This window comes from Paenibacillus sp. FSL H8-0283 (genome assembly GCF_045040675.1).
Lineage (GTDB): Bacteria > Bacillota > Bacilli > Paenibacillales > Paenibacillaceae > Paenibacillus > Paenibacillus amylolyticus.
Window position 1 is genome coordinate 2,670,317 of sequence record NZ_CP150295.1, and the last position, 13,261, is coordinate 2,683,577.

Sequence of the window (13,261 nt, forward strand, 5' to 3'; positions counted from 1 at the left end):
AAAGATAGATAAAAGGGAGGCAAAGCGGAGAAAGATGGCAGAACCCGAACATAAGTTTTATAATACTAGATATATAGGTTCTGACAGGAGGGGAATGAACGTGGCTTTTATGATTGCACAGCGGGCATTTATCAAGCTGTATCTGATTACGATGGTTGAACAGCACAGGGGGTATGGTTACGAGATGCTGGAGGCGATGAAGCAGGAATTCAAAGACTACGGTTATGTACCACCCCAGAGCGAGGTATATCGGGCATTACATGAATTGGTACAACAGGGTGTATTTTATCGCACGAAGAAGCTGAAGGGTAACGATCCAAAGGTCGATTTTCAGGAAATCGTTTTATATCATTTCACGGATGATGGTGCGGAAAAAGCTGAGTTATACAAGAAACAGGTCAAAACGGATCTGGATCGTTGTCTCGGCATGTTACACAAAGCAGAAGAGGACAATTACGGTACGAAAGGAAGATGAGCATGAACAGACAGTTACAGTGGGGTGTACTCGGTACGTCAACCATTGCCAAAAATGCAGTCATTCCAGCGATCCAGCAGTCCGAACGTGGTGAGGTGTTGGCAATTGCCAGCCGTAGCAAGGAAAAAGCGAGAACCCTTGCCGAAGAACTCGGTATTGCCAGATCGTATGGCAGTTATGAAGAGCTCATCGCTGATCCGGACATTGAAGCCGTCTATATTCCTTTGCCTAACCATATGCACAAAGAATGGACCATCAAAGCGGCACAGGCTGGCAAACACGTGTTGTGTGAGAAACCGGCTGCCCTGAATGCTGATGAATCGGCAGAAATGATTGAGGTATGTCATCAGCAAGGCGTTCTTTTTGCAGAAGCAATTATGTATCGATATCATCCCAAGCACAGACGTGTGCAAGAGATTATAGCTAGTGGAGAGATTGGCATCGTCAGAGCCATCCATGGTAACTTTACCTGTAATACCGCTGATGATAAGGAGAATGTAAGGTTCAAAAGAGAGATGGGCGGCGGATCATTATTTGATCTTGGCGTGTATCCCATCTCCGCGGCCCGGATGTATCTGGGACAGGAACCGGAAGCGGTGACAGTTCACGCTCTATTCTCGGACGAGCATGATGGCGTGGATATGATGGCGTCGGGACTGGTAGAATTTCCGAATTCGGTAGCTTTAACTTTTGACTGTGGTATGTGGGCTTCAGGTCGAGCGGAGATGGAGATTCTCGGGACGGAAGGGCGGATTGAACTGCCAAAAGTGTTTGGCTGGGAGAACAGTGATATTCCACCTCAGATTATTGTACACACGGATTCGGTCAGCCGTGAGGAACGTGTATCCGTGTCGAATTCCTATGTGCTTCAGGTGGAGACGTTTGCAACGGCTGTGCTTGAAGGAGAGGCCTTACCTTTCAGTCCGGAAAATACCATTCAAAACATGCGCGTTATTGATGCGTGCCTGGAATCGGCTCGAACTCGTCAACGTGTGCAATTGATCGGTTAGATTAGGTCAGGTCATATTAAACATACTAGAAAAGTAGACTCCATCTTCAGGGATGAGAGTCTTTTTTTCTGTCTTAAAATGTTACCATTATAATATTTTACAATTTAAACGTCTTTATTTGATATTTCTACCAAATTGATGTGATATAAATAGTCATGAGATGACTTGTTTACTATAATCTAGCAGAACATACAACTAGACCATTACAGCTTACAGAACGCATATCGTGACCACGTTCATCTACTTTGAAGATTTGGGAGGCCGGATTGATGAAAAAGTTGATATCCACCGCATTACTGGCATTGTTGTTAACGTTTGTTTTCCTCACAGGTTCACAGTTCACTCCAGTCGGACAGCAGAAGGCATCTGCTGCAACATGTACCATCATCAATACGTTTACGGGTGTAGCAAATTATTTGAGTGCAAACGGAACGTTGCCATGTAACTTTATTACCAAATCACAGGCAACAGGACTTGGCTGGGTAGCGTCAAAAGGAAACTTGGCTGTAGTTGCTCCTGGCAAAAGCATCGGTGGGGATACATTTGGCAATCGGGAGGGGCTTCTGCCTTCGGCCAGCGGACGTACATGGCGCGAAGCGGATATTAACTATACTTCCGGCTTCCGTAATTCGGATCGAATTGTGTACTCCAATGATGGACTCATCTACAAAACGACAGATCATTATGCATCCTTTACACGTTTGAAATAGAGGAAGGAGCAGCCATGAATACCGTGATTCTGGATGGAGAAGACTTTGCTAGTAGCGTTGAACTTCATCAACAATTAAGGGTTAAGCTTAAACTGCCGGATTTTTATGGCGGTAATCTCGACGCTCTGTGGGATTGCCTGACGGGTACAATTGAACTTCCACTAGAGTTAAAATGGACCAACTACCAAATCAGCGAAGAACGACTGGGGAATGAAGCAGGCCGGGTACGTGATTTGATGTTGGAGGTACAGGCTGAACAGGCTGGATTTCAATTGCTTGTTGAGAAGTAGGTAGCAAATAAAGACAGTTCAAATACAATACGTCCAGCCGAGCAGACCACATGTGGTCTGTTTTTTTGTGTTATAGGAGGTTGTTCAAAAAGTCTTTGTGTTGATTACGAATCATCTGAAAGAAGAGCGAGATTTTACTTTTCTTCCTTGTCGTTAAAATTATTTTCACGGAGGTATTGATTTCTGCATGACTTACGTTAAAATAAAATTAACATGAAAAATATTTTAACGTTGAGGAGTGAAAAGGGATGAGCGATAACACAGCAGTTGGCAAGCAAGGTATGGGTGAGTTAATACGAATCAGACCGTACATGCAATTTATGCTTAGTAAAGTTGTATCCAGATTTGGTGATTCGATTGATTCAATTGCCTACAGTTGGATGGTTTACATTCTAACCGGTTCGAAAGTGTTGATGGGTACGTTGCTGGCGGTGAATTTTTTGCCCAATATCCTTCTGGGTCTGTTCGCCGGGGCTTTGGTTGATCGCATGTCTCCCAAAAAAGTGATTGTGATTACGAATACGGGTCGCGGGTTGTTGGTGGGTATTACAGCTTTGCTGTTTGGTTTGGGCCAACTTGAAGTCTGGCATCTGTTTGTCATCACGATTCTGAATTCTTTGCTGGAATGTTTCACTACGCCTGCGGAAGTGTCCAGTGTCCCCAGATTGCTTCCCACATCGATGCTGCTTTCGGGTAATGCCATGTCCTCTTCCGCAACCAGAGTGGCCGAACTCGCAGGACTTGCAGTGGCGGGTGCCCTTATTGCTACAATAGGGATTGCCTGGACGATCTTGATTGATGCGGGGTTGTTTGCGCTAAGTGCTTTAATGATGAGCCGAGTAGGCTACCCTGAAGTCTCAACATCTGCTAACAATGAAGATAAAACATGCCTTACTTTTAATTCTCTTTCATCCGACAAAAGTAGTATATTCTCCGAAATGGCGGAAGCTTTTCATTTTCTTCGTAAACATGCCTTACTTTTAATTGTCTCCATCCTGTTTGCTTTCGTTAATTTCTGCCTGATGCCGTTTAATGTTCTTCGTACACCCTATGTCATTGAAACGCTGAATGCTGGCGCTGGGGGATTAAGTCTGCTTAGTGGGCTGATGGTGGGAGGTATGTTGCTCAGTGGAGTATGGTTGACACAAAGGGGAGCGAATTATCGTAAAAGTGTGCTGGTCATCAGCGGTATTGTCATGTTGGGTCTCAGCTATGCGATGACGGCACTACCCGCTTACATGACTTCCTTCCAACTGCCGGTTGCAGCGGCCTTTTGTCTACTGATGGGTATGGGGATTCCGCTGGCTACAACACCGCTGGCCACCTATCTTATGGAAGTTACCCCTTCGGAGATGCTGGGTAGAGTGTATGCCCTTCAGAGTATGCTTGTCGTGAGTGTTGCACCCCTTGGGAGTCTGGCTTCGGGAGCACTTGCGGATTGGATGACCATGCCTGTTCTGTTTATTGTCTTCGGTATTATGCTTGCCATGTCAGCAGGTATGTTGTTATTTAGCAAAAGTTTTCGAAGTGCTCTGTGAAGATATTCAGAAGTGATCATTAGCCAATTTTCTGTATCAAGTCATTTCTCGCTCGTTTTGACCGAAGTCCTGACGCAACGTTATAATAGAGATATCGATGGACAACAGGTACCCCGGAAATGAGGATACAGGGATGGCGCACAAGGTTCTTTCAACAATTGAAGAAATTAAAATCTACTCCGATCCGTATCGGATACAGATCATGAATATGTTTAACAAGCAGGGCAGACCATCCACTGTCAAAGAGATCGCCGACCAGATGGGTGAGGTGCCAGCCAAAGTTCACTATCATGTGAAAAAGCTGGAGAAAATTGGTCTGCTGACCATCGTTTCTACACGTGAGATTAATGGGATTATCGCAAAATACTACGAACCATTCACCGGAGAGATCCATCTCCGTCACGAAGATGAAGACAAGGAAAACTCTCCATTGAAACAGGTGTTTCGGTCCGAGACGCTCAAATTATTAAATGAGATGTTCGAACAAAGTCGTCAGCGATTCATGCATCAGGCGGAAAACGAAGATCGGATGTTTCTCTCGGACATCACGCTGTATGCAACCCGTGAGGAAGTAGAGCAGTTGTATAAAAACATCATAAAACTCTGTGAACCCTATACAACAAAAGAGAATCGGCAAGGGGAACATGAGGTCTTTCAGTTATTCTCTGCTCTCTCTAAACCTATAGTGAAAATACCTGCTTCTAAGACAGATGCAAAAGAGAAAAAGAAAGCTACGTCTGATAAGGATAAAGCAACTCCGAAAACGTCTCGATCTGTGTCTAAGCGGCAGGAATCTGCATCATCTGGTAGTGAGTCGGAAGAATAAACGGATGGAATACATGGGTTCAGCCTTATTGATGGAAGCAAGTAACCGCAAACGTGAGAGACTGCTATGGAGAAAACTAGAAAAAGCCGCCCAATGGCGGCTTTTTAATGCGTGATAAGGAAGGCTAATGGTAGAGCAACCTATGGAATCAATCAATTTTGACGCTTAACGTTTCAGTTCATAACAAAGTTACATGTTCTCATCGTAGCCCTTCACATCACGTTTGGCTGCGGTTGCGGGGGAGTTGGATGTACCATATTCTTCGACCGCTTCCCAGGCATCTGCGTGGTCGAACTTGCCGGCCCGCTGCTGTCTTCCTTCCCCAGCACCACTCGGAGGCATGGTCATTACTTCTTCTTCAACGGGCCGATCGTTGCTGATCTCCCGATTAGGTGTGTCGTCAATACAGTAAGCGGTATAAGAGATAGCCTCAAGTCGTTCGAAAGGAATATCTTCTCCGCACGTTACACAGGTTCCGTATGTACCTTGTTCCATACGTTCCAATGCGTCGTTCACTTGATTGAATTCGTCTGTTAATGTATCGTCAATCGCCAGATCACGGCTGCGTTCAAATGTTTCCGTACCGGCATCTGCCGGATGATTATCATAGGAGGACAGCTCACCGGTTGAATCTTTCAGCGACTCGACTGGAGCACCGTCTTCCATGCTGGATTCAAAATGACGCTGCAAGTTTTCACGTTGCTCCAAAAGGGCATTTTTCAGTATTTGATGTTGATCTTTAGTTAATGTACTCATAAGGACATGCTCCTTTCCCGTTGTGGGGTGTAGTGAGTCTTTACCCGAATTGGATGAAAAGCAATCATTTTCGTGAGGAATGGGGCTGTATCGTTTTATATCTGACGGATTATGTGTTATAAAAAATAGAGAGAGAAATTGCCGTGTGTTCTTCCCAGGAAATAGAACTACGGCTTGGCTTATAATGGAGGTTGTCAATATGGATGAACATATGAAACGAAGATTGGATAAACAAAGACAATTGTTCAAACAATTGGGTGTGCAGCTAGATGCGTTATCGATACATGAAAAACAATTTAATTATAAACTTCGTGGTTATGATCCGGATGAGGTAGATGCTTATCTTGACCTAGTCATCAAAGATTACGAACGTTTCTATGCCAATATTGCAGATCTGATGGACAAATGGCAAGAACAGCAGTTAACGATCCGCGATCTCAAGTCGTCCGCGAAACCGGTGGAAGATCCAACCAAGATTGATCGCAAACAACTGGATGATATTGTGAAACAACTGGAATACAGTGTGCGACAGCTCAAGATCAGAGCACGTCCCGAAAAGGATCTGTTCTCTGAATAAGGTCGGCATGTCCTGGATTATATTAAATAAAGGTGGTTAATCATGAGTACTCATTTTTCGGTCAGTGTGCATTGTTTGTTGTTATTGTCACTCAGCGCGCCTGAACGAATCACGTCTGCACACATTGCAGGTAGCGTGAATACCAACCCTGTCGTCGTTAGACGTATTCTGGGCGGGCTGAAAAAGGCAGGATTGGTGAACTCCTCTCCTGGAACAAGAGGTTTCTACTTAGCGAAGCCATCAAGTGAAATCACATTAGCCATGATCTATCAGGCTGCCAAGGACGAAGGTCCATTGTTCCCGATTCATGGCAATTGTAACCCGGATTGTGAGGTAGGCTTGCATATAGACGGCTTGCTGACTAATCTGTATCAGGTTGCCGAGGCGAAGGTGGAGCAGTTCTTTGCATCCATTACACTCGAAGATATGGAACGTTCATGTACTCAGATGCAAGCTGTTCCATCGCAGACAGAATAGATTGTAATAAGACGAAGGAAAGGTGGGTTGTTATATGAAAATTGTAGTAATCTCCGACACACATTTATCACGTAAATCACGGAAGTTACCGACTAGGCTCCTGGATGTATTGCCGAGTGCCGATCTCATTCTTCATGCCGGTGACTGGTCGGATTGGAGTGTGTACCCATTGCTTAGTGAGTATGCACCAGTTGAAGGGGTAGCGGGTAATACGGACCCGTCCGAAATCGCTGAAAAACTGGGATATTCCCGTATTGTTGAAGTGGAAGGACTTCGTCTGGGGCTAGTGCACGGTCATCTGGGATCAAAGGGTACGGAGCAGAATGCAATTCATACCTTTGCAGGCCAGCATGTGGATGCTGTGATCTACGGACACTCACATATCCCGGTGATGCATACCGTGGACAACACACTGGTATTTAATCCGGGGTCGCCTACGGATCGGCGTTTTCAGAAACAATACTCATTTGGCATCATGACAATAGATCAGGGGAAAATACAGGCTGAACATGTGTTCTTTGATCGGGATTAGAGAGATAAGCGCTGGTTGCAAGTTGGACGAGTACAAGAGCCAGAACCAGAACCAGCTACTGAAGTGGCGACTTGATAACTGAGAGGGAACCTTCTCCTTAAATTTCATCTTATATATATGATTATTGTACAAGGCATCTTTGAGCAGAATTCAAATCTGTTCCAGGGATGTCTTTTTTGATTTTTGATCACATCATTCTCTTGGAAGTTATCTCTGAATGGGGAATGTGCTCTGTTCGTTATCTGTCATTCATCTGTTGGCGTTTTCCCCTATGGTGACGTTCAGTGGAGTGATACAATGCCTTTACGACATGAAATGAATACGTTTACATAAGGAGATGGATCATGATGAAACTGTCTGTATTCACGGTGGCTACCCCTGATCTGAATGCAGAAGAACTGGCATCTGCTGCGGCAGCAGCGGGAATTGATGGAATTGAGTGGAGATTCCGTGGAATTCCTGAAGATGCTATATCTGAAGAGCCTTCTTACTGGAGAAATAATCGATGCTCGGTAGATCCGAGCCGCTGGGAGGAACAGGTTCCTGTTTTTCGTGAAGCAGCGTTAGGGAAAGGTAGAAAATCGATCGCACTTGTACCGTATCTGAACTGTGGGGATTTGTCTGCCACCGAGCAGGCGTTTCAGGCTGCGGCTGGATTAGGAGCATCTATGATGCGTGTGGGTGTTCCAGGATATGATCGCAAAACCAGTTATCCTGAGTTGTATCGTAAAGCCGTTGATTACCTGAATGAAGTGCAAGATCTGGCCAAACAATACAACATCAAGGCGATTGTAGAGACGCATCATCAGACGATTGCACCCACGGCATCACTGGCCTATCGGCTTGTGCAATCGCTCGACCCGCAGCATGTGGGTGTATTGTACGATCCAGGCAATATGGTGCATGAAGGATATGAGAATCATCGAATGGGACTTGAGTTGTTGGGTCCTTACCTGGCTCATGTACATGTAAAAAATGCCGGGTGGTTTGAACCAGAAGGGAAAGATTCACAAAAGGCTAATGTGACTGAGAAGAGCAGCGGAGTGGCTCTGAATACAGCCTGGAAATGTCACTGGACGCCGCTGACTGAAGGCATGGTCGATTGGGTACAGATGGTGCGGGATCTTCGTGCCGTTGGGTATGACGGATACTACGGAATTGAGGACTTTAGTGGTGCCTTGGAATCCAAGGCGATGTTACAGCATTTTGCAGACGTTTTCGCCGAAATTGAGCGTCGTGTGGACGAGGAGGAGCAGTCATGAGTATCGTACGAGTAGCGGTGATTGGTATAGGAAACATGGGAGCAGCACATGCCAGAACGTTGGTGGCTGGAGAAGTACCCGGTGCAGAGCTGGTCGCCGTATGTGATGTAAGAAGAGAGATGGAGAGCTGGGTATCCAGTCACCTTCCGGCAACGGTCACCTATTGGCAGGATGCAGAGCAGATGATGGCTTCGGGTACGATTGATGCAGTCATTATTGCAACGCCGCATTATGATCATCCGGAACAGGCCATTCAGGCTTTCAAGCATGGCTTGCATGTCATGATCGAGAAGCCGGCCGGTGTGTATACAAAACAGGTACGCAAGATGAATGAAGCGGCCGCAGCCAGTGGCAAAGTCTTTTCCATGATGTACAACCAGCGAACCAATCCACTCTACATTAAGCTGAGAGACTTGATTGCTTCGGGCGAACTGGGTGAAGTACGGCGTACCAACTGGATTATTACGAACTGGTATCGATCCCAAAGTTACTATGATTCCGGCGGCTGGCGGGCAACATGGGCAGGTGAAGGGGGCGGTGTACTGATTAACCAGGACCCCCATCAACTGGATCTGTGGCAGTGGACCATCGGCATGATGCCGGTACGAATGCGTGCGTTCTGTTCGTTTGGCAAGTATCGGAACATTGAAGTGGAAGATGATGTAACAGCTTATGTGGAGTATGAAAATGGAGCAACGGGTGTCTTCGTAACGACTACTGGAGAAGCACCAGGTACCAATCGATTCGAGGTCAACGGAGACCGGGGTAAAATCGTGATCGAAGATGGAAAACTTACGTTCTGGCGACTTCGGGAATCTGAGCCTGAATTCAATCAGCGGTTTACCGGAGGTTTTGGACAGCCAGAATGCTGGAAATGCGAGATTCCGATTACAGGTGTGGAAACGGGTCACCCGGGTCTGATTCGTAACTGGGTTGATGCGATTCGTACAGGCGTACCACTTATTGCTCCCGGTGAGGATGGTATACACGGATTGACGTTATCGAACGCTATGTTGCTGTCCACCTGGACGGATAACTGGGTGGATCTGCCGATCGATGAGGATCTGTTCTATGAGCATCTGCAGGAACGCATTGCTGGATCAACGACGAAGAAAGACAAGGCATTCAGTGGCAGTCAACCTGCTGATTTGAGTCAGACGTTTAAATGAAGACGATTTGTTATGTAAGACGAGTTCATTGTAATCAACATTTTATAAAAAGGATGGGATGACATGGCTAAAGACGGGATGTTTTATGCACCAAAAAGTGTTACAAAAGAGGTCGTATGTGGTCCGGGTGAGTTCACGATTGCTGCTGTTGCGCTGGATCACGGACACATCTACGGCATGATTGGGGCATTGTTGGAGGCTGGAGCTACTCTCAAGTGGGTGTATGATCCGGACCCGGCGAAGGTAGAGGCATTTCGGAAGCAGTTCCCACAGGCTCAAGTCGCTGGATCTGAAGCAGAGGTGCTTGCAGATGATGAGGTGTTATTGGTGGCAAGTGCAGCGATCCCTTCAGATCGTGCGCCGCTTGGCATGAGGGTTCTGGCCGCGGGCAAGGATTATTTTACAGACAAAGCCCCATTTACCACGCTGGAGCAATTAAAGCTTGCACGAGAAGAAGTGAAGCGAACGGGCAAAAAGTACATGGTGTATTACAGTGAACGACTGCATGTAGAAAGTGCGATCTATGCGGGGCAGCTCATTGAACAAGGGGCAATCGGCAAAGTAGTGCAAGTTATGGGTACAGGCCCGCATCGCTTGAATGCTGGAGGAAGACCCGACTGGTTCTTTAAGCATGAGCAGTATGGCGGCATTCTATGTGATATCGGGAGTCACCAGATCGAACAATTTCTGACGTTTGCATCATGTACGGACGCTGAGGTAGGTTTCAGTCGTGTGCATAACTTCAATCACCCACAGTTCCCGGAATTGGAAGACTTCGGCGAAGCTTCTCTGATCGGGGACAACGGAGCGTCCGGTTACTTCCGAGTGGATTGGTTCACACCCGATGGTCTGGGCACATGGGGCGATGGGCGTACAGTTATTCTGGGAACGGACGGTTATATTGAGCTGCGGAAGTATATCGACATCGCAAGGGAACCTCAGGGGGATCAGGTGTACCTGGTCAATCATGAAGGGGAGTACCGTTACAATGTAAAAGGCAAGGTCGGCTACCCGTTCTTCGGTCAGCTCATCCGCGATTGCCTGGACCGGACCGAGACAGCCATGACACAAGAACATGCATTCAAAGCGGCAGAACTCTGTCTGATTGCACAGCACAAAGCCATGAGCGAGCGCGTGGTGTGGAGTAGCGGGGCGAAGTAAATGTTTTAGGTGAAGGAGAGCAAAGGTTGATTACTAAAGGTTATCCTTAATTCTTCTATTGTTGAGTGAAGAAAGAGCAGCCCAAATGTTAAACTGGATCCAAATGGTTAGTCTTTTCTAACAAATGGAGCAGTTCGCACTGGGCTGCTTTTTTTGAGTATGTTCGTGACTTCGCAGATGGATTAATATGGGTTATATTATATGTAGTTCGGATATTGTTTGAAAAGAGAAGTGTTTACGAAGTTCGTATATATGATGTTATAGGAAATCCATGCGAAGTTAATTCAGGAGGGACTAAAGAAGATGAACAAGAAACTATTAGAGCAGTTTGAACATTTCAATAAATTTGTAAAATCAATTGATGATGTGACTTGGCAAAAGTCGATTGCTCCTGGAAAGTGGACGGTGAAGGAAGTCGTGACCCATCTATGGAATTGGGATAAATATACTTTAAATACAATGCTCCCACACATAAAAGACCAAGTGAAACTCCCAGGATTCGTCGATCATGATACCCATAACTTAAAAGCAATAGAGAAGGCTAAAGAATTTACAGACAGAGAAAGTATGATTAAAACCTTTATTGAAACTCGAACCCATTTAGTCAACCAATTCCGTGAGGTAGATCATTCAGAAATTCACTTTTTTATAGGCAATGATAAACGACCTTATACCTATGAAAGATATCTAAAAATATTCGTACACCATGATGAACATCATAAGAAACAAATCGAAAACCTAACCTATTAGCGTGATTCAGAGAAGACATGGACATCCTATAACATCATATTCACGCTGCGGACATTCGTCCTGGGTCCGGCATACGCCGGACACTCGACATGCGTCGAGTCGTGAATACAGGAACGTTATAGGAAATCACTTGAAATCCATTAAATAAAGGAGAGGCTATGACCGAATTGCCAAGAAGAATTCACATCATTGGCTCTACTGGAAGTGGTAAAACATACCTAGCTAAAAATTTATCTAAGCAATTGGACATTCCTTACTATGAATTAGACAAGGTAATGTGGAGTAGTTCAGTAGAAATGGCAGGAAAAAATTCTCCTGAAGTCCGTGACAAACTATTAAATGAAATAATAATAAAAGACTCTTGGATTGTAGAAGGAGTTTATTACAAGTGGCTGGCTGAGAGTTTTGATTTAGCGGATAAAATTATATTTTTAACACCAAACACTTTTGTAAGAGACTTAAGAATAATTAATAGATTTATTAAACAAAGAATAGGCATTGAAAAATCTAATTATAGACAAACACTAAAAGGACTATTGGAAATGATTAAATGGAATCATGGATTTGAAGCGCAGACAAAGAAGGAGATCTTAGAAATATTAAAACCGTATGATTACAAATTAGAAATATTAAAGAATAATAATGACATAATCAATGAGAGTAGTTCAAAGAAGCTAAGTGACCTCACATAACATAATATTCAAGCAGCGGCTCCGATTGAGCCTTGGTCTGCTGAATGGATTTCGTGGAGGCAATTTAGCAGACAACCCCTTCGGGGTTCATGAATACAAGAACGTTATATGCAATTGAGGCAATGTTTTTTTTGCAAATCAATGAAGAAAGGATGAAAAATTTGAATATTTCTGAAGTGATTATAAATCCTGTATTCAATCATTTATTTCTAACAATTGAACATCCTGAAGGGCAGTACCAGTACATAGGTGATGCTTTAGGTAGAGATTGCATGATCACCAGATTCAAAGATGGATGGATGCGAATGTATGATGGTGACGGTAGGCTCAATGAGGATTGGTATACATGGGGTGCTGATGTACTAGCTCCATTTGATGGAGTTGTGAAATCTATATTTACAAATCGAATAACTAATAATCCCGGGACTTTTATACCGGGAAGGGCGAGTTCTATAGTATTTGCAAGAGAAGATGGTGTTCTTGTTACTTATGCCCATGTAATGGATATAAGTGTTGAAGAAGGTGACATCATTACGACTGGTCAAGTAGTTGCGAAAGCTGGGAACAATGGATATTCCAGAAATCCACATATTCATGTGGGTGCATGGATTGGTGATACTCCATTACAAATCCGATTTGACTTGCAGAGAATGGGAACACAGATGAAGGAAATTGGAGAAAGACTTTATTTATGTTAACTCAAAGATGGCTCCAACAGTATATAACAACGTATTCACGCATTAGGGCATCCGCCCCTCGGTCCGGCAGAGGAATTTCGGGGAAGTGATGGCAGCCGGACAACCCTGCACTGGCTAAGTCCGTCGGACCCGCGCTTACGCGCTTAAGCCAGTGAGGGTTCATGAATACAGGAACGTTATCAGAAAGTTATAAAATACAAAAGAAATAGGTAAAAATTAATGAATGTGGGAAGAAATGTTGTCGTATTGAATGATAAATCTAGAAAAGATCCCTTTTCTAACGATGAGGAGCGAGCAATTATAACTAGTATTTATTATCCTACTGATGATAAAAATAC

Annotated in this window: 16 protein-coding genes; 15 read left to right on the forward strand and 1 reads right to left on the reverse strand. The window is 44.7% G+C overall.

What is annotated here, in order from left to right; genetic code table 11:
- Window positions 1–100: 100 nt before the first annotated feature.
- The 6 genes from MHI52_RS12145 (at window position 101) to MHI52_RS12170 (ending at window position 4,849) form a co-directional block, all read left to right on the forward strand.
- The gene (locus MHI52_RS12145; RefSeq protein WP_036609188.1) at window positions 101–475 is read left to right on the forward strand and encodes a helix-turn-helix transcriptional regulator; all 375 of its coding nucleotides are present in this window, start codon (window positions 101–103) and stop codon (window positions 473–475) included.
- A 2-nt stretch (window positions 476–477) separates the two neighbouring features.
- The gene (locus tag MHI52_RS12150; RefSeq protein ID WP_405159068.1) at window positions 478–1,485 is read left to right on the forward strand and encodes a Gfo/Idh/MocA family protein; all 1,008 of its coding nucleotides are present in this window, start codon (window positions 478–480) and stop codon (window positions 1,483–1,485) included.
- A 269-nt stretch (window positions 1,486–1,754) separates the two neighbouring features.
- The gene (locus MHI52_RS12155; RefSeq protein ID WP_076318556.1) at window positions 1,755–2,195 is read left to right on the forward strand and encodes a ribonuclease; all 441 of its coding nucleotides are present in this window, start codon (window positions 1,755–1,757) and stop codon (window positions 2,193–2,195) included.
- Window positions 2,196–2,209: 14 nt separating this feature from the next.
- Window positions 2,210–2,485: a barstar family protein gene (locus tag MHI52_RS12160; RefSeq protein WP_127543685.1), complete on the forward strand. Its 276-nt coding sequence runs from the start codon at window positions 2,210–2,212 to the stop codon at window positions 2,483–2,485.
- Between the two features lie 248 nt (window positions 2,486–2,733).
- Window positions 2,734–4,023 carry an MFS transporter gene (locus MHI52_RS12165; protein WP_405159069.1) on the forward strand — a complete coding sequence of 430 codons (1,290 nt, stop codon included), beginning with the start codon at window positions 2,734–2,736 and terminating at the stop codon, window positions 4,021–4,023.
- 133 nt (window positions 4,024–4,156) lie between these two features.
- Entirely contained in the window at window positions 4,157–4,849 is a 693-nt protein-coding gene (locus MHI52_RS12170) for an ArsR/SmtB family transcription factor (RefSeq protein WP_405159070.1), read from the forward strand.
- Window positions 4,850–5,038: 189 nt separating this feature from the next.
- Here MHI52_RS12170 and MHI52_RS12175 read toward each other — a convergent pair whose 3' ends face one another.
- Window positions 5,039–5,605 (reverse strand): TraR/DksA C4-type zinc finger protein, encoded by a 567-nt coding sequence (locus tag MHI52_RS12175; RefSeq protein WP_405159071.1) that lies wholly within the window; start codon window positions 5,603–5,605, stop codon window positions 5,039–5,041.
- Between the two features lie 199 nt (window positions 5,606–5,804).
- On the opposite strand from MHI52_RS12175, the gene MHI52_RS12180 reads away from it, so the two are divergent.
- The 9 genes from MHI52_RS12180 to MHI52_RS12220 all read left to right on the forward strand — a co-directional run bounded on the left by MHI52_RS12180 (window position 5,805) and on the right by MHI52_RS12220 (window position 12,923).
- A complete protein-coding gene (locus tag MHI52_RS12180) occupies window positions 5,805–6,182 on the forward strand; it encodes a DivIVA domain-containing protein (RefSeq protein ID WP_017689054.1) in 378 nt (125 codons plus the stop codon).
- Window positions 6,183–6,224: 42 nt separating this feature from the next.
- Window positions 6,225–6,659 carry an Rrf2 family transcriptional regulator gene (locus MHI52_RS12185; protein WP_076208829.1) on the forward strand — a complete coding sequence of 145 codons (435 nt, stop codon included), beginning with the start codon at window positions 6,225–6,227 and terminating at the stop codon, window positions 6,657–6,659.
- A 34-nt stretch (window positions 6,660–6,693) separates the two neighbouring features.
- Complete coding sequence (locus MHI52_RS12190; protein ID WP_036670453.1) at window positions 6,694–7,191, forward strand: metallophosphoesterase; 498 nt, start codon at window positions 6,694–6,696, stop codon at window positions 7,189–7,191.
- A 347-nt stretch (window positions 7,192–7,538) separates the two neighbouring features.
- Window positions 7,539–8,453 (forward strand): sugar phosphate isomerase/epimerase, encoded by a 915-nt coding sequence (locus MHI52_RS12195; protein ID WP_289392752.1) that lies wholly within the window; start codon window positions 7,539–7,541, stop codon window positions 8,451–8,453.
- The gene (locus tag MHI52_RS12200) at window positions 8,450–9,622 is read left to right on the forward strand and encodes a Gfo/Idh/MocA family protein (protein WP_076249766.1); all 1,173 of its coding nucleotides are present in this window, start codon (window positions 8,450–8,452) and stop codon (window positions 9,620–9,622) included. Before MHI52_RS12195 ends, MHI52_RS12200 begins: the two co-directional genes overlap by 4 nt.
- A 63-nt stretch (window positions 9,623–9,685) precedes the next feature.
- Window positions 9,686–10,783: a Gfo/Idh/MocA family protein gene (locus MHI52_RS12205; RefSeq protein ID WP_405159072.1), complete on the forward strand. Its 1,098-nt coding sequence runs from the start codon at window positions 9,686–9,688 to the stop codon at window positions 10,781–10,783.
- A 303-nt stretch (window positions 10,784–11,086) separates the two neighbouring features.
- Window positions 11,087–11,533, forward strand: coding sequence for a DinB family protein (locus MHI52_RS12210; RefSeq protein ID WP_127543673.1), 447 nt, complete (start codon window positions 11,087–11,089; stop codon window positions 11,531–11,533).
- A 158-nt stretch (window positions 11,534–11,691) separates the two neighbouring features.
- Window positions 11,692–12,225, forward strand: coding sequence for a DNA topology modulation protein FlaR (locus MHI52_RS12215; RefSeq protein ID WP_405159073.1), 534 nt, complete (start codon window positions 11,692–11,694; stop codon window positions 12,223–12,225).
- Between the two features lie 89 nt (window positions 12,226–12,314).
- Window positions 12,315–12,923: a M23 family metallopeptidase gene (locus MHI52_RS12220; RefSeq protein WP_405159074.1), complete on the forward strand. Its 609-nt coding sequence runs from the start codon at window positions 12,315–12,317 to the stop codon at window positions 12,921–12,923.
- Window positions 12,924–13,261 lie beyond the last annotated feature (338 nt).

What these genes read in the sequence shown, in the direction of transcription:
- MHI52_RS12150 (WP_405159068.1), top strand. Translation starts at nt 478, where the DNA reads ATGAACAGACAGTTACAGTGGGGTGTACTCGGTACGTCAACCATTGCC.
- MHI52_RS12155 (WP_076318556.1), top strand. Translation starts at nt 1,755, where the DNA reads ATGAAAAAGTTGATATCCACCGCATTACTGGCATTGTTGTTAACGTTT.
- MHI52_RS12160 (WP_127543685.1), top strand. Translation starts at nt 2,210, where the DNA reads ATGAATACCGTGATTCTGGATGGAGAAGACTTTGCTAGTAGCGTTGAA.
- MHI52_RS12165 (WP_405159069.1), top strand. Translation starts at nt 2,734, where the DNA reads ATGAGCGATAACACAGCAGTTGGCAAGCAAGGTATGGGTGAGTTAATA.
- MHI52_RS12170 (WP_405159070.1), top strand. Translation starts at nt 4,157, where the DNA reads ATGGCGCACAAGGTTCTTTCAACAATTGAAGAAATTAAAATCTACTCC.
- MHI52_RS12175 (WP_405159071.1), bottom strand. Translation starts at nt 5,605, where the DNA reads ATGAGTACATTAACTAAAGATCAACATCAAATACTGAAAAATGCCCTT.
- MHI52_RS12180 (WP_017689054.1), top strand. Translation starts at nt 5,805, where the DNA reads ATGGATGAACATATGAAACGAAGATTGGATAAACAAAGACAATTGTTC.
- MHI52_RS12185 (WP_076208829.1), top strand. Translation starts at nt 6,225, where the DNA reads ATGAGTACTCATTTTTCGGTCAGTGTGCATTGTTTGTTGTTATTGTCA.
- MHI52_RS12190 (WP_036670453.1), top strand. Translation starts at nt 6,694, where the DNA reads ATGAAAATTGTAGTAATCTCCGACACACATTTATCACGTAAATCACGG.
- MHI52_RS12195 (WP_289392752.1), top strand. Translation starts at nt 7,539, where the DNA reads ATGAAACTGTCTGTATTCACGGTGGCTACCCCTGATCTGAATGCAGAA.
- MHI52_RS12200 (WP_076249766.1), top strand. Translation starts at nt 8,450, where the DNA reads ATGAGTATCGTACGAGTAGCGGTGATTGGTATAGGAAACATGGGAGCA.
- MHI52_RS12205 (WP_405159072.1), top strand. Translation starts at nt 9,686, where the DNA reads ATGGCTAAAGACGGGATGTTTTATGCACCAAAAAGTGTTACAAAAGAG.
- MHI52_RS12210 (WP_127543673.1), top strand. Translation starts at nt 11,087, where the DNA reads ATGAACAAGAAACTATTAGAGCAGTTTGAACATTTCAATAAATTTGTA.
- MHI52_RS12215 (WP_405159073.1), top strand. Translation starts at nt 11,692, where the DNA reads ATGACCGAATTGCCAAGAAGAATTCACATCATTGGCTCTACTGGAAGT.
- MHI52_RS12220 (WP_405159074.1), top strand. Translation starts at nt 12,315, where the DNA reads ATGAATACAAGAACGTTATATGCAATTGAGGCAATGTTTTTTTTGCAA.